Source organism: Achromobacter spanius (assembly GCF_002966795.1).
Classification (GTDB): domain Bacteria; phylum Pseudomonadota; class Gammaproteobacteria; order Burkholderiales; family Burkholderiaceae_B; genus Achromobacter; species Achromobacter spanius_D.
The window spans coordinates 3,773,382-3,787,653 of record NZ_CP023270.1 but is presented as its reverse complement, the minus strand read 5'-3'; the positions used below and the strand labels follow the sequence as shown (position 1 = coordinate 3,787,653).

The 14,272-nt window shown below is 63.4% G+C and carries 21 protein-coding genes; 16 read left to right on the top strand and 5 right to left on the bottom strand.

Annotated elements, in window-relative coordinates; translation table 11 throughout:
* Position 1 precedes the first annotated feature (1 nt).
* The 4 genes from CLM73_RS17020 to CLM73_RS17005 all read left to right on the top strand — a co-directional run bounded on the left by CLM73_RS17020 (position 2) and on the right by CLM73_RS17005 (position 2,863).
* Positions 2-586, top strand: coding sequence for a glycerol-3-phosphate responsive antiterminator (locus CLM73_RS17020; protein ID WP_105239431.1), 585 nt, complete (start codon positions 2-4; stop codon positions 584-586).
* A 193-nt stretch (positions 587-779) separates the two neighbouring features.
* A complete protein-coding gene (gene aqpZ / locus CLM73_RS17015) occupies positions 780-1,493 on the top strand; it encodes an aquaporin Z (protein WP_105239430.1) in 714 nt (237 codons plus the stop codon).
* Between the two features lie 135 nt (positions 1,494-1,628).
* Positions 1,629-2,486, top strand: coding sequence for a 3-deoxy-8-phosphooctulonate synthase (kdsA, locus tag CLM73_RS17010; RefSeq protein ID WP_105239429.1), 858 nt, complete (start codon positions 1,629-1,631; stop codon positions 2,484-2,486).
* A 68-nt stretch (positions 2,487-2,554) separates the two neighbouring features.
* Positions 2,555-2,863 carry a carbohydrate isomerase gene (locus CLM73_RS17005; RefSeq protein WP_105239428.1) on the top strand — a complete coding sequence of 103 codons (309 nt, stop codon included), beginning with the start codon at positions 2,555-2,557 and terminating at the stop codon, positions 2,861-2,863.
* 15 nt (positions 2,864-2,878) lie between these two features.
* On the opposite strand, the gene CLM73_RS17000 is transcribed toward CLM73_RS17005, so the two are convergent.
* Complete coding sequence (locus CLM73_RS17000) at positions 2,879-3,364, bottom strand: GNAT family N-acetyltransferase (protein WP_105239427.1); 486 nt, start codon at positions 3,362-3,364, stop codon at positions 2,879-2,881.
* 161 nt (positions 3,365-3,525) lie between these two features.
* Here CLM73_RS17000 and CLM73_RS16995 point away from each other — a divergent pair, with 161 nt between their 5' ends.
* Positions 3,526-5,175: an intermembrane transport protein PqiB gene (locus CLM73_RS16995; protein ID WP_199778159.1), complete on the top strand. Its 1,650-nt coding sequence runs from the start codon at positions 3,526-3,528 to the stop codon at positions 5,173-5,175.
* Positions 5,176-5,325: 150 nt separating this feature from the next.
* Positions 5,326-5,583 carry a hypothetical protein gene (locus CLM73_RS16990; protein ID WP_105239426.1) on the top strand — a complete coding sequence of 86 codons (258 nt, stop codon included), beginning with the start codon at positions 5,326-5,328 and terminating at the stop codon, positions 5,581-5,583.
* A gap of 23 nt (positions 5,584-5,606) precedes the next feature.
* Here CLM73_RS16990 and CLM73_RS16985 read toward each other — a convergent pair whose 3' ends face one another.
* Positions 5,607-5,915, bottom strand: a complete 309-nt coding sequence (locus CLM73_RS16985) for a hypothetical protein (RefSeq protein WP_105241579.1) — start codon at positions 5,913-5,915, stop codon at positions 5,607-5,609.
* A gap of 161 nt (positions 5,916-6,076) precedes the next feature.
* On the opposite strand from CLM73_RS16985, the gene CLM73_RS16980 reads away from it, so the two are divergent.
* On the top strand, positions 6,077-6,475 hold the full coding sequence (locus CLM73_RS16980) for a RidA family protein (protein WP_056562466.1): 399 nt from the start codon (positions 6,077-6,079) through the stop codon (positions 6,473-6,475).
* A gap of 39 nt (positions 6,476-6,514) precedes the next feature.
* On the opposite strand, the gene CLM73_RS16975 is transcribed toward CLM73_RS16980, so the two are convergent.
* The gene (locus CLM73_RS16975) at positions 6,515-7,429 is read right to left on the bottom strand and encodes a LysR family transcriptional regulator (protein WP_105239425.1); all 915 of its coding nucleotides are present in this window, start codon (positions 7,427-7,429) and stop codon (positions 6,515-6,517) included.
* Between the two features lie 121 nt (positions 7,430-7,550).
* On the opposite strand from CLM73_RS16975, the gene CLM73_RS16970 reads away from it, so the two are divergent.
* From CLM73_RS16970 to CLM73_RS16960, 3 genes are all read left to right on the top strand, one after another.
* Entirely contained in the window at positions 7,551-8,708 is a 1,158-nt protein-coding gene (locus CLM73_RS16970; protein WP_199778158.1) for a DSD1 family PLP-dependent enzyme, read from the top strand.
* A gap of 25 nt (positions 8,709-8,733) precedes the next feature.
* A complete protein-coding gene (locus CLM73_RS16965) occupies positions 8,734-9,120 on the top strand; it encodes a RidA family protein (protein ID WP_105239424.1) in 387 nt (128 codons plus the stop codon).
* A gap of 104 nt (positions 9,121-9,224) precedes the next feature.
* Positions 9,225-9,515 (top strand): hypothetical protein, encoded by a 291-nt coding sequence (locus tag CLM73_RS16960; RefSeq protein ID WP_105239423.1) that lies wholly within the window; start codon positions 9,225-9,227, stop codon positions 9,513-9,515.
* On the opposite strand, the gene CLM73_RS16955 is transcribed toward CLM73_RS16960, so the two are convergent.
* Positions 9,497-9,802 carry a DUF2513 domain-containing protein gene (locus tag CLM73_RS16955; RefSeq protein WP_105241577.1) on the bottom strand — a complete coding sequence of 102 codons (306 nt, stop codon included), beginning with the start codon at positions 9,800-9,802 and terminating at the stop codon, positions 9,497-9,499. The two genes, CLM73_RS16960 and CLM73_RS16955, sit on opposite strands and share 19 nt — an antisense overlap.
* Positions 9,803-9,925: 123 nt before the next feature.
* On the opposite strand from CLM73_RS16955, the gene CLM73_RS16950 reads away from it, so the two are divergent.
* The 5 genes from CLM73_RS16950 to CLM73_RS16925 all read left to right on the top strand — a co-directional run bounded on the left by CLM73_RS16950 (position 9,926) and on the right by CLM73_RS16925 (position 12,488).
* Positions 9,926-10,324: a hypothetical protein gene (locus CLM73_RS16950; RefSeq protein ID WP_105239422.1), complete on the top strand. Its 399-nt coding sequence runs from the start codon at positions 9,926-9,928 to the stop codon at positions 10,322-10,324.
* 92 nt (positions 10,325-10,416) lie between these two features.
* On the top strand, positions 10,417-10,737 hold the full coding sequence (locus CLM73_RS16945) for a hypothetical protein (RefSeq protein WP_056562450.1): 321 nt from the start codon (positions 10,417-10,419) through the stop codon (positions 10,735-10,737).
* Positions 10,738-11,108: 371 nt separating this feature from the next.
* Positions 11,109-11,312 carry a cold-shock protein gene (locus tag CLM73_RS16940; protein WP_006220190.1) on the top strand — a complete coding sequence of 68 codons (204 nt, stop codon included), beginning with the start codon at positions 11,109-11,111 and terminating at the stop codon, positions 11,310-11,312.
* Between the two features lie 84 nt (positions 11,313-11,396).
* Positions 11,397-11,960, top strand: coding sequence for a DUF924 family protein (locus CLM73_RS16935; protein WP_105241576.1), 564 nt, complete (start codon positions 11,397-11,399; stop codon positions 11,958-11,960).
* Positions 11,961-12,281: 321 nt separating this feature from the next.
* A complete protein-coding gene (locus tag CLM73_RS16925; protein ID WP_042794090.1) occupies positions 12,282-12,488 on the top strand; it encodes a cold-shock protein in 207 nt (68 codons plus the stop codon).
* 96 nt (positions 12,489-12,584) lie between these two features.
* Here the strand turns inward: CLM73_RS16925 and CLM73_RS16920 are convergent, their stop codons facing one another.
* Complete coding sequence (locus CLM73_RS16920; RefSeq protein WP_105239421.1) at positions 12,585-13,130, bottom strand: TIGR00645 family protein; 546 nt, start codon at positions 13,128-13,130, stop codon at positions 12,585-12,587.
* Between the two features lie 256 nt (positions 13,131-13,386).
* Between CLM73_RS16920 and CLM73_RS16915 the strand changes: the two genes are divergently transcribed.
* A complete protein-coding gene (locus CLM73_RS16915) occupies positions 13,387-14,142 on the top strand; it encodes a M48 family metalloprotease (protein ID WP_105239420.1) in 756 nt (251 codons plus the stop codon).
* The last annotated feature ends 130 nt before the right edge of the window (positions 14,143-14,272 follow it).

The following is a 14,272-nucleotide window of genomic DNA, read 5'->3' as shown; positions in this document are numbered from 1 at the left end:
CATGGATAGATCATTCGGCGCGTGCTTGGCGCGGCATCCGGTCATTGCCACTCTCTATGGCGTGGACCAGATCAACACGTTTGTGGGCAGTCCGGCCGAGATCGCGATCGTGGCCAACGTGGAACTGCGCAAGCTCGCTCCGGTGATCGCCACGTTGAACCGCGCGGGGAAGTTCGCCATCGTCAATATCGATAGCTGCGAAGGGATTTCACAGGACAAGGGCGGGGTGGAGTATCTGGCTGACATTGGCGTGGCCAGCCTGGTGTCGACACGGGTGGCCACCATCCAGCGCGCCAATCGGGCCGGAATGGTGACCATGCAGAAGGTATTCGTGACGGATCGATCGACCTGGCCGCGCAGCGTGAAGGCGCTGGAACAGAGCGATCCCAACCTGGTGCAATTGATGCCGGCGCCGATGCTTGCGCACATGGCCTCGCACGATCTCAAGGCCTTGCCCCCGATCATCGCCTCGGGGTTCGTCGTCAATCAGAAGGACGTGGGGACAGCGATGAAGCACGGCGCCGTGGGGGTGTCCACCAGCGAACATGCGCTTTGGAGCCTGGACTCCAAGGCCTTTGCGCGCTGACGCGAAGCAAACTTTCCCGGCCGCACTCCATCGTCCTTCTGCACGATCCCATGCCGTGCCCCGGCGGGCTATTTTGTCCACCACAGCCGCGTCCGAGGCACCGCGCATACAAGAATCGTCAACCTTTTCAATTCTTGAACATTGCCTTCCGCGCTTGCCGATACCTTAGGGCTTTCGTTATCGAGGAATGGCTATGTATTCACTTCCCAAGCGTTGCGGTGCGGAGTTCTTTGGCACGTTCTGGCTCGTGCTGGGCGGATGCGGCGCGGCGGTGCTGGCGGCCGGGTTTCCCCAATTTGGCATTGGATTCGCAGGGGTGGCGCTGGCGTTCGGGCTGACCGTTTTAACCATGGTTTTCGCGGTCGGCCATATTTCAGGTGGGCATTTCAACCCAGCCGTCACAGTCGGCCTTGTGGCCGGCGGACGCTTCCCCGCCCGGGAGATCCTGCCGTACGTCATCGTCCAGGTCCTGGGCGCCATTGCCGCCGCGGCGGTGCTGGCCTGCATCGCAAACGGCAAGCTGGGTTTCGACCTGAAGGCCAGCCACTTCGCCGCAAATGGCTACGGCGCCTATTCGCCGGGCAAGTACACGCTGCTGGCCGCGCTGGTGACCGAAGTGGTGCTGACGGCCGGATTTATCTTCGTGATTCTGGGCGCCACCAGCCGGCGGGCGCCGGCCGGCTTCGCGGCCATTCCCATCGGCTTTGCGCTGACCCTCATCCACCTCATCAGCATTCCGGTCACCAACACGTCGGTTAACCCGGCGCGCTCGACCGGACCGGCGCTGTTCGTGGGCGGTTGGGCGCTGGAACAGTTGTGGCTGTTCTGGCTGGCGCCGATCTTGGGCGCGATCATCGGCGCCGTGGCCTACCGGCTGATCAGCGACCCGGCGATCGAGCGCGCCTGACAAGACCTGACCGCGGCCCGGGGATCACTTCCGTGCCGCCGCCGACCGGAAAATGGGGCCGTCGGATGAAGGCGCAACGAAGCAGGTTGTACATTACGCACTATCACCTGCTTCACCTTTACAGGATCGCCCATCATGACCGCCCCAGAAGTCGTAATTTCCCCCTCGATCGCCTGCGCGAACGACCGGCCCTTCGTGCTGTTCGGCGGCATCAATGTGCTGGAATCCAAGGATCTGGCGCTTCGCGCCTGCGAGGAATACCAACGCGTCACCAGCAAGTTGGGCATTCCCTACGTGTTCAAGGCGTCGTTCGACAAAGCCAACCGCTCGTCGATCCACTCGTATCGCGGACCCGGCCTCGAAGAAGGCATGAAAATCTTCGAAGCCGTGAAAAAGGAATTCGGCGTTCCCGTCATTACCGACGTGCACGAGCCCTGGCAGGCCGCGCCCGTGGCCGAAGTCGCAGACATCCTGCAACTGCCGGCCTTTTTGGCGCGCCAGACCGATCTGGTGGTCGCCCTGGCCAAGACGCAGCGCGTGGTCAACATCAAGAAGCCGCAGTTCCTCAGCCCCGCGCAGATGCTGAACATCGTCGAGAAGTTCACTGAAGCCGGCAACGACAAGCTGATCCTCTGCGATCGCGGCACAAGCTTCGGCTACGACAACCTGGTCGTCGACATGCTGGGCTTCGGTGTCATGAAAAAAGTGTCCGGCAATCGCCCGCTGATCTTCGACGTGACCCATGCGCTGCAGCAGCGCTCCTCGCTGGACGCGGCATCCGGTGGCCGTCGTGAACAGGTGGCGGACCTGGCGCGCGCCGGCATGGCGGTCGGACTGGCGGGCCTCTTCCTGGAAGCCCACCCCGATCCCAAGAATGCGAAATGCGATGGCCCCAGCGCCTTGCCGCTGGACAAGCTCGAACCCTTCCTGACGCAGCTCAAGCAGCTGGACGACCTGGTGAAGTCCTTTGCGCCGATCGACATCGAACCTTGACGCCGGCGCCGTCATCACACGGCCGCCAAGCTGTTATACGATCCAGGCCACACTTTAGGGAGGCCTGGATGTCTTTGTATGTGATCGTCGCCGTGCGCAAAGAGGCCGGGAGCGGCCATATCGCCTACGTGCGCTGGGGGCAGGCCGTGCGCGGCGTTCCCGGGTGGATCTCGGAGCCCACGACGGCCGCAGCCTCCGAAGTGATTGAGATCATCAAGGACGGCGCCGACGTCGAAACCGCGATCAGCGTCGACGGCCTGACCGTCGCCTCGCGCGCGGTGCGCGTGCTGGTGGACGCCGGCGGGCGAGAACACCTCGCATCCGTGCCGGTACCCAGTTCCACCTTGCACACGCTGTTCGACCTGCCGGAGTTCTGACAGGCCCAGGCTGACTTAGCGGCGGCCCTCGGCGAAGTTGACCAACGCGTCGCCCGCCATCCGATATCGCACCCATTCGTCCTGGGGCAGCGCGCCGATGGATTGATAGAAGTCGATGGCGGGCTGGTTCCAGTCCAGCACGCTCCATTCCAGCCGCCCGCAGTTGTTTGCCACGGCCTCGCGGGCCAGATGGCGCAGCAGGTCGCGGCCCGCGCCGATGCCACGGTGCTCGGGCGTGACGTACAGGTCTTCCAGATAGATGCCGTTCTTTCCGAGCCAGGTGGAATAGCTGTAGAAATAGACGGCGTAGCCGATGGCCTTGCCGTCCAGCAGGCACATCAATGCGCGGGCGGGGGCGCCTTCGGCGAACAAGGTGCGCTCGACGTCGTCGGCGCTGGCGATCACCTCATGCGCAGCGCGTTCATACACGGCCAGTTCGGTGATAAAGGCATGGATCTGGGCCGCGTCCGACGGCGCGGCGGGACGGATTTCGATGTTCACGGAGCTTTCCTGTTTATTGGGATCGCTATCCTACTCGTTATTGGCGCAGTGGGCAGGCACCGACATCGGGAATACCCTTGTTGCGCGGCGGACCGCCCGGCGCGACGCTTTATCGGGATTGCACCCAGAGTCCGGACGCGTACTCACGAAGGATGCCCTCAATGCCCGAGACTGCTCCTGCCGCCGCCCACAAGCCGCCGCCCGCCGGCCGCAGCCGGCGGATTTCCTGGATCTGGCTGGTGCCGATCGTCGCGGCGCTGGGTGGTCTGATGCTCGTGCTGAAGGTCTGGATGGACGCAGGGCCCCAGGCCACGATCAGCTTCCAGACAGCCGAAGGGCTGGAGGCCGGCAAGACACAGGTCCGCTACAAGGAAGTGAACGTCGGCACGGTGCAACGCGTGGCGCTCAACGCGGACCGGACCGGCGTGATCGCGACGGTGCAGCTCAACAAGGACGCGGCTGGGCTCCTGCAAGAGGGCACCGTGTTCTGGGTGGTGCGGCCCCGCCTGACACTCAGCGGCGTTTCCGGTCTGAGCACGTTGCTGTCCGGTGCCTACATCGGCCTGGATCCCGCCGGCCGCAAGGGCGGCAGCGATCCTGACAAGGCGACCAAATTCGAGTTCGCCGGCCTGGAGGTCCCGCCCGAGGTAACGCAGGACAGGCCGGGCAAGCGCTTCACCCTCAAGGGCCATGACCTCGGTTCGCTGGACATCGGGTCGCCCGTCTATTACAAGCGCATCGCGGTGGGACAGGTGGTGAGCTATCGGCTGGATGCCGCCGGCAAGGGCGTTGACATCCAAGTGTTCGTCGATGCCCCCAACGACGCCTTCGTCAATGAAGGCACGCGTTTCTGGAACGCCAGCGGGGTGGACTTCTCGGTGGACGCGGGCGGGCTGCAAGTGCGGTCTCCGTCGCTGGTCTCGGTGATCGTGGGCGGCGTCGCCTTCGATTCCGTCGAGACCCGGCTGCACACCGCGGCCAAGCCGGACGCCGCGTTCGTCATATACCCTTCCGAAACCGCGGCGCGCGCGCAGCCGGACGGCGTGCCGCTGCGCATCCGCATGCGGTTCGACCAGTCTGTGCGAGGTCTGTCCGTCGGGGCGCCGATCGACGCGTTCGGCGCGTCGGTCGGGCAGGTGGATGCCATCGGACTGGAACTGGATCGCACCACGCAGCAGTTCTACGCGCTGGTGGATGCCACTCTTTATCCCGAGCGGCTGGGCGCGAAGACTTTCGAGGAAATCAAGGAGTTTTCCGGCTCGACGGACACGCATCCCAGCGGCAAGCTGATGGCCGCCATGATCGACCAGGGATTGCGGGCGCAGTTGCGCATCGGCAACCTGCTGACGGGCCAGTTGTATGTCGCCATGGCGGTGTTTCCCGACGCCGAGCCCGTGACGTTCAAGATGGAAGAAGCGCCATTCATCCCCACGGTGCCGAACAATCTGGACCAGTTGCAGCTTCAACTGAACAGCATCCTGACCAAGCTCGACAGGGTCCCCTTTGAAGGCCTGGGCAGCGAACTCAACAACCTGCTGCAGGGCACGTCCAAGCTGATGAAGCGCCTGGACACGCAGCTTGCGCCCGAGGCGACGGCGACCTTGCGTCAGGCAAGCCGGTCGCTGGCTGCCGTCGGTGGGCTGCTCAGCCCCGATGCCGGCTTGCCCGTCAACACGAGCGCGCTGCTGCAAGAGCTGGCGCGCACGGCGCGGTCATTGCGGGAGTTGGCGGACTACCTGCAAACCCACCCGGGATCGTTGCTGCGGGGCCGCGCGCCCGATCCGGTGACGGGGAGAGCGCCCGCCCGTTGATCGACGAGCCCAGCCGGCAATGGGGTTCTCGGCATAAGTTCATGCCGGTGTCAGACACCGGTTCCCATCAGGAACGCCACTTGCTGTAGAAGTCCGGGGGCGCCTCGCGTATGCGGATCGAGCGGCGCCGCTTCATAGCGGAGATTCAGCATGGACCATAGTGAAATGATGGCTCGCATGATCACATTGCCGGTGTCGCCGGGCAGGTTCGACGGGTGGGACGGCGTGCTCTCATCCCTTGCGGACTGTCTCATGCAAGTGCAGGGAAAGCTCACGGAAACCGATGTGAAGCGCTTCCTGGACGTGGGCGCCCTGGTGTACCGCACCTGCTGTCAGGACGAGGCGCGCCAGCGCTGGACCGCCGAGGAGTTGGCTGCCTTTCACCGCAAGGCCCCCGCCGACGCCTGAGACGCGTCGCATCGCGCTGCGGATCAAAACAGGCACTGCCTCAGCGCAAAGGTCCGGCCAAACGCGCGGACCTCGTCGCCGTCCACCGACGCCGACACATCCCAGTGCTCGCCCCGCGTGACAAGAATGGATTGGCTGGAAATGGCGTGGCGCAGCGCAAATTGCCAGAACGCGCCTTCCGAACCTTCAGGCGCCAGATCATGCGGCCCGATCTGCAACCGGGACGGCCGGGGCGTGGCGCCCAGCGACCACTTCAAGGCGATCAGCAAAAACGCGAAACGCGCGGACGTGGAGGCGGGCTGAATGCACAGGACTCGGATCTTGTCGCTCATGGCCATCACCCAGGCTGAACAGATGAACCAGCGTAGCAAACGCCGTGCCGCCCATCCATACCGCGTTTGGTCGATCCTGCGCAGCGACCTTGTCCTGGCGCGTGCTGCCCCGGTTGCTAGAATGGCCGGCCGCTCAGCGCCGGCTTGCACAGGAGAAATTCATGTCCCGAATCGTCGTCAATCCCGATACGGTCTTCAATTCCGTGCAGTACGGTTTTAGCCAGGCGGTCATCGTGACCGGCCAGCGCCGCATGCTGCTGTCCGGCCAGGTTGGCGTGGACGCCAACGAAAAGACGGTCGGTCCGGGGCTGCAGGTGCAGACCGAGGCCGCGCTGGACAATATCGAACGGGTGCTGGCAGCGGGCGGCGGCAACCTGTCGCAGGTCATCATGCTGCGCATCTACATCTGCGACTCGGTAAGTACCGAACAGGAAGTCGTGGCACAGGCGCTGCGGGACCGCTTCAAGGTGGATCCGCCGCCGTCCTCCTGGATCATCGTCAGCGGGTTGTCGCTGCCGGAATGGCTGATCGAGATCGAAGCGGAAGCGATGCTGGATTAAGCGGACAGCAGGCCGACAGGTGCGATGCCTGCGGGCCTGTCATGCCGAGGTCTCGCGCCACGGCGGGACGGCGAACGCGGCGCGCAGCGACGCCAGAAATCCCGCCGTGCGCGCGGACAGTTCCTGCCGCGATTTCACCAGCGCCACCACATTCGCGTCGGGCAAGTTCCAGCCCGACAGCAGCGGCACGAGCTCGCCCGTGCGCACGTGCTCGGCCACGTCCCATTCCGACCGCGCAATGATGCCGTGTCCCGCACGCGCCCAGTCCAGCGCCGTCGCGCCCGCATTGCAGGACATGACGGGCGCGATCCGCACGCCGACAGCCGTGCCGCGGGCACGCCGGAACCGCCACAGCGTCACGTCCTCGTCGTTCTCGCGCAGGGCGATGCAGTCGTGATTGCGCAGGTCTTCCGGCGTCGCGGGCGCACCGCGGCGCGCCAGATAAGCGGGCGACGCGCACAGGATGCGGCGGTTGGGCGCCAGCGGGTAGGCAACCAGCGTGGAATCGCGAAGCTCACCAATGTGGACCATCACGTCCCAATTGTCCGACGCCAGTCGGGGAGGGCCGTCCGACAGCGTCAGGCTGGCCGTCACGTCTTCGCTGCGCGACCGGAAATCCGCCACCAATCCGGCGATATATCGCTGGCCGAATCCCAGCGGCGCCACCACACGAAGATGCCCCGCCACGACGCCGCGCCGGCCCGCCAGTTCGTCGGCCAGCACGGTCAGGTCATTGCAGATCTGCGCGGCGCGCATGGTCAGCAAATGGCCTTCTTCCGTCAGCGCAATGCCGCGAGCCGACCGGTTGACCAGCCTGACGCCCAGCCGCTTCTCCAGCGCATTCAGGCGCTGCGTCACCGCAGGCGGCGTCACATCCAGCGCGCGCGCCGCCTGCGCGAGCGAACCGGCAGAGGACAGGCTTAGAAAAAAGCGCAGGTCGTCGGTGGCAATCATTCAGTCAAGGCTTAATGGGATATTAAGTTTCCATTAAACCCGGGAAGCGGCATTCGCGCCATACTGCGTACTGATTTCCGCGGGTCCGTCCTGCCCGCGCTCACTCGCTGAAGAGATTGCCATGACCCTGGAAACCGCCGCATCCACGCTGGATGCCCTGGAAACGCCCTGCCTGCTGCTAGACGAAACGCGCATGACGCGCAATATCGAACGGCTGAACGCCCTGATGGCCGGTCACGGCGTCCGCTTGCGTCCCCATCTGAAAACCCCCAAGTCCATCGAGGTCGCACGCCGTCTCATGGCGACACCGCAAGGGCCGGCCGCCGTCTCGACCCTGCAGGAAGCCGAACAGTTTGCCGCTGCGGGCGTCACGGATCTGCTGTATGCGGTCGGCGTGTCCCCGTCGAAACTCGACCGCGTGCTGGCCTTGCGTCAGCGCGGCGTGGACCTGACGGTGGTGGTTGACAGCATCGAGGCCGCGCGCGCGGTGTCGGCGCGCGCCAAGGCCGCTGGCGACCCCATTCCGGCGCTCATCGAGATCGATTGCGATGGCCACCGCGCCGGCGTGCAGCCCAAGGACACGGATCAACTGCTGGCGATCGCACGCGTACTGCATGAAGACGGCGCCTGCCTGCGCGGCGTCATGACGCACGCGGGCGAATCCTATGGATGCCGCAGCGTCGAGGCGATCGCCGACATGGCCGAACAGGAGCGCTGGGCCGCCGTCAGTTGCGCAGAAGCGATTCGCGGCGCGGGCTTGCCGTGCCCGGTGGTCAGCGTCGGTTCCACGCCCACCGCGCACTTTGCGCGCAAGCTGGATGGCGTGACCGAAGTGCGGGCCGGTGTGTATGTCTTTTTCGACCTGGTGATGGCCGGGTTGGGGGTGTGCAGCGTGGACGACATCGCCGCCACGGTGCTCACCACCGTCATCGGCCATCAGCCCGAGAAGGGCTGGATTCTGGTCGATGCGGGATGGATGGCCATGTCCCGCGACCGCGGCACGGCCAAGCAGCCGGTGGACCAGCTATACGGTCTGGTGTGCGATGCGGATGGCAAGGTCTACCCGGACGTGCTGCTGGCCGAAACCAACCAGGAGCAGGGCATCGTCAAGGTGCGTCCCGGCAGCAGCGGGGTCTTGCCCGACCTGCCCATCGGCGCCAAGCTGCGCATCGTCCCGAATCACGCTTGCGCGACCTGCGCGCAACACGATGCCTACGAGGTCGTGCGTCCCGGCGAGCCGGGCGTCGTTGCTCGTTGGGAACGCTTCCGTGGCTGGTAGGCCGCGCATCAACAAGGAATCCGCCATGGACTTCATTCAAACGCCCGACGCCACGCCGCCCGCCGGCCATTATGCCCAGGCGGTTCGCGCCAACGGCTTCGTCTTCGTCTCGGGACAACTGGGCTTCTTGCCGCCGGCCGGACCCGGCGCGCGCCCCGTTCTGGCGGCGGACGCGGCCGGCCAGACACGGGAGGCGCTACGCAGCGTACGGGCCATTCTGGTGGCCGCGGGCTCATCGATGTCGTCGGTGGTAAACGTCACCGTGTACATCCCGGACGTCAGTCTGTGGGATGAGGTCAACGCGGTTTACGAAGCCTGCTTTGGCAGTCATCGCCCGGCGCGCGCCATCGTGCCCACGCGTGAACTTCACTACGGTGCATTGGTGGAAATCAGTGTGGTGGCGGTGACCTGAACGCGGTTTGCGTTCCGCCCGGGGGAGGGTGGGGTCCCAATGGCCGAGGGGCAGGCGCCGCCTATAATGCCTGCGCCTCAATGCCCTTGGCGGAGACCGTCCACATGCACTACGAGTATCTGTTCTGGTCCATGGCTGCCGTGGTGGCCGCCGCGCTTGCCGGCGGCGCCTTGTGTGGCCGGCTGCAGTCGATCAAGCATCTGGTGATCGGCTTGCTGGGATTGGCGGCGGCGATCTTCACTGCGGTGCTATTGCTTGCGCGCCAGGGGGGATTCGACGAACTGGCGGCGATGCTGTCGATCGCCGCGTTCATGTTCAGCCTGGTGATCGGCGCCGCGGCGGCGCTACTGACGCGCCGCATCCGGCAGCAGCGGCATCATTCTTCCGCGTCGTAGTCCTCGTCCTCATCGTCTTCGTCGTCCTCATCCTGCTCGAGGGCGTCGTAACCCTTCCAGGTAATGCGCCAGCGCGTCGCACCGGCGTTCGCCGCGGTCTCGCTGACCTGCTTGACCAGGCCGGCATCTTCCAGAAGGTCCAGGTGATGCGCGATGACCTGCAGGCCTTGCTCCTCGGGGTGCGGCGCCAGCGCGGCGTTCTTGATGTCGTGCGTGCTCAGGTTGGGGCCGGGGGCGTCGCGCAGGGCGCCCAGAATCGTGACGACCAGATCGAAATCGCGTTGCATGATGTCCACCATGTAGGGATAAAAGAACACGACGACGATAGCAGACTTCGGCTGCAGCAATAGGACAGCGCGCGCGCCTGCGTTACAGTCCGGGGTTCTTGCTAAACCACACTCGAAAACACCATGAAAAAACCCGCAGAACGGGATTGCCTGGCGGTCGTCCCCGGCTACACGGGCCAGTCCGCCAAGCTGTACCTCTCGCGCGGCGAGGATGAGCGTATCGACGGCGTGACCGTCTACGACCTGCTCGGCCACGTCAAGCAGCAGGGCGATGCCGAGGCCGCAGCCGCCTGGGTGGGCGAATGGCTCGCCAAAGAGGCAGACAACCGCAAGGCCCGCCGCACCCAGCTCCAGGCACAGATGTTCCTCTGCAAGCTGGCAGGTGACGAGAAAGCCGCGTTCCTGGCCGCGCAGAAGCCGCTGGCCCGTGTGCTGGCCGAAGTCGGGGTGCGCAGCCGTAGCGTGGCCGCCACTTCCGGGGCCGCTCGCCAGTCGCTCGGCCCTCTGACCAAGAAACGTTAGCCCAAGGCTGTTATAGTCGCGCCTGGGCGTGCGTGAGCACCTGCATGGTGCGCGCCCGGGCGGGCTCGGCCCGCAAATCAAGGAAGATGGAAATGGAAATACTCAGTCGGCACGTTGCCGACGTAGCGGGCGGCGTCGAGCTGCACACCACGCTGGATGGCGAAAGCATCAGCGTCTATGCCGTCATGGGCGTGGATGATCTCAATGCGATCGCAGACATCGTGCCGCGCGAAAAAGTCGAAGCAGGAGCGGACATACACGCCGCCAATGTCGACAATGTTGATAATGCGCAAGAACAGATCGACCAAGTGCTGGAAAATATGAATCCCGGCGACGTGGCGGTTTTCCTTTGCTCGGGTCCCGATGCTTTTGGCGCGGCACTCGACCTGTTGGGTTTACCTATCGACGAGTAAGCCTGACGGCAAACCATAGTGTCATCCGAACGGCGTATTGCAGGTCGTACGCGCTTTTGATGGCATTTATATAAGCCTTGTTTGTTTTTTTATGATGTATTGGTGTTAACACCAATGCAGGGACTCGTTTACCCTTTAAAAACGTGCAAAATAACTGCGCAGTTTCTCTTTGTTGCATTATTGGCACGTATTTTTTAGGATTATGTTGACTTGTGAGGGGAACATAACGATAGTGTCGGCACACGATCACAAGCGTTGCGATTTTCGATCAGTGCCGTGCCTTTTCCGGCTCAGCGTTATTGTTCTACTGTCCCCTCCTTGATTGATTCGTGACCTCCGGGCATTTGCCCATTATCTCTAGGAAATACAGTATGGAAACCGGCGTCGTTAAGTGGTTCAATTCGGAAAAGGGTTATGGCTTCATCACCCCGGAAGCGGGCGGTAAGGACCTCTTCGCTCACTTCTCCGAAATTCAGGGCTCGGGCTTCAAGTCTCTGGAAGAGAACCAGCGCGTCAGCTTTGTGACGGCCAATGGCCCCAAGGGCCCGCAAGCCACGAAGATTCAAGTCCTGTAAGGATCTGAGTTTTCTCAAGAAGGCCCCCTAGTGGGGCCTTTTTTGTTTTCCGCGCGTTATCAATCCCACGAACTCATTGCCGCCATGACCACTACCTTGCCCACGCCGATTGCCACGCAACCCCACGATGTGGTCGCTTTCTGGCTCGATGCCGGTCCCGCGCAATGGTTCCGCAAGAGCGCACAGTTCGATGCCGATTTTTGCGCGCGCTTCGAAGCCGCGCACATGGCGGCCGCTGCGCGCCGGCTTGATGCCTGGCTGGACGAACCTGCCGGCGCGATCGCGCTGATGATTCTGTTGGACCAGTTCCCTCGCAATGTCTACCGGGATACTGGACATATGTTCGCCACGGATGCGCTGGCGCTGCATTTTGCCGAACGCGCCATCGCGGCAGGCCATGACCTGGAAGTCGATGCCTCGCTGCGCCAGTTCTTCTACATGCCGTTCGAACACGCCGAGAACCTGGCCGCGCAGAATCGGGCTATCGCGTTGATGGAGCCGCTGGGCGCCGACGCCGTGCGATGGGCCGTCCTGCATCGCGACATCATCAAGCGATTCGGGCGCTTCCCGCATCGGAACGCGGCGCTGGGACGCCAGACCACCCAGGCCGAACGCGAGTTTCTGGAATCGGGCGGTTTTGCAGGGTAGGGCGCTGCCCCACACCGACCGCGCGAGGCGGTGCGGTGTCCACGTGTATCGGTCCGTGGCAAGTTGAAAATGTTGGGCGCACGCCGGGGCCCGGCTTGCGCTCTTTAGCGGGTGTAGCGGGCGTTTTCCGGGGTCAATCCCGCCCTTTCGGACATTTGACGTTTTTCCGGGTTCGCCAATAAACTGGTTTCAGCGAGATTCTCAAGCGACGCGGTCTGCGTTCTCCTTGGTCGCCGTCAGTGGTGCCGCGGTTGCTATCCTCTCCCATCCTTGAAGATCTGGCGTCCCGCGAGCAATCGCTTTTTAGGTCAAGGACATCCCATGGCAACCGGCATCGTCAAGTGGTTCAACGCCGAGAAGGGTTATGGCTTCATCATGCCCGACGACGGCAGCAAGGATCTTTTCGCTCACTACTCCGAAATCCGTAGCGAAGGCTATAAGTCGCTACAAGAAAACCAGCGGGTCACTTTCGACGTTGGAACCGGTCCCAAGGGTCCCAGCGCCAAGAACATCAAGGTCGCGGCCTGAGATCTCTCGGGTAGCGTTCCGGGTCCGCCCGGCGTTCTATCCATAAAAAAGCCCCCACGGCTTGCTGCGTGGGGGCTTTTTTTGACCTGGCTTTTCTTAGTGCTTGCCGCTGCCGCCGGACGACAGCTTATCGACCAGGGCGATCCCCAACGCCGACAGGATGAAGATGGCGTGGATGATGGTCTGCCACATCACGCCGGCTTCGGTGAAGCGCGCGTTCGGCGTGCCGATGGTGCCGGCTTCGATGAAGGTGCGCAGCAGATGGATCGACGAGATGCCGATGATGGCCATCGCAAGTTTCACCTTGAGCACACTGGCGTTCACGTGGCTGAGCCATTCAGGCTGGTCGGGGTGGTTCTGCAGGCGCAGGCGGGACACGAAGGTCTCGTATCCGCCCACGATGACCATCACCAGCAGGTTGGAGATCATGACCACGTCGATCAGTCCCAGCACGATCAGCATGATTTCCATTTCGCCGAAGCTGGTGGCGTGAGTGACCAGGTGCCAGAGTTCCTTGAGGAACAGCATGACATAGACGCCCTGCGCGACGATCAGGCCCAGGTACAGCGGTAGCTGCAACCAGCGCGAACTGAAGATGAGGCTGGGAAGCAGGCCAAGGCGGGGAGGGGAATTCGGGATCATGTTGGGTGCGAGCCGTTGGGGTTTGCGAAAAAAAGCGCGGCGGCAATTCTAACAACGCCATGGGACAGCGGACATCTCTTTTGGCCGGCTTCAACTGGCCTGGCGATGCTTAGCATGGCAGCCTTCGAATTGCTCGGCTTTTTGGTAAGTGAAAATCGCATTTGCGAAACTCTGTGCCGGAATGCTTCGAAAGCTATGGGCGTATATAGAATTGCCGCCTCGTTTGCATAGAACAAGTCAATAGGAGTTTGTTCCCATGAAGATCCGCTACACCGTCGCCGCGTTGGCCGTTGCCCTCGCCCCTTACTCGGCCGCGCACGCGTTGGATATCGGTGGGCTCGTCGGCGCCGGCGCCAAGGTCGTCCAGGCGGCCACGCTGAGCGATGCCGAGATCAAGACCCTGTCGGACAAGGCATGCGCGCAGAGCGATTCGCAGGAAAAGATCGCCGCGCCGGGCAGCAAGTATGACGCCCGTCTGCAGAAGATCGCCAAGTCGCTGGGCAGCACGGTCAACGGCCAGAAGGCCAGCTACAAGGTCTACGTCACCAAGGACGTCAATGCCTGGGCAATGGCCAATGGCTGCATCCGCGTCTATAGCGGCCTCATGGACATGATGACGGACGACGAAGTGATGGGCGTGGTCGGCCACGAAATCGGTCACGTGGCGCTGGGCCACACCAAGAAGGCGATGCAGACCGCGTACACGGTGTCGGCTGCGCGTGATGCAGCTGGCGCGGCGGGCGGCGCAACCGTTGCTCAGCTCAGCGCCTCGCAACTGGGCGACCTGACCGAGAAGTTCATCAATGCGCAGTTCTCTCAATCGCAGGAAAGCGCCGCTGACGATTATTCGTTCGACCTGCTGCAATCCAAGAAGCAGAATACGCGCGGCCTCGTGACCGCTTTCCAGAAGCTGGCCGAGCTGGACGGCGGCAAGAGCGATATGATGAGCTCCCACCCGTCCTCGGCCAAGCGTGCACAGCACATCGAAGACCGCATCGCCAAGGCCAAGTAACCTCGCGGCCAGGCGTCCGTCCTCGCTTTTTGGGCGATAAACGGGGCGCGAGCATCCGGGCAAATCCGGGGCTCGCGCCCCTTTGCGTCAGGGTTCCGGAAGTTTCCGGTAAAATGCCGCGTTTATCCGC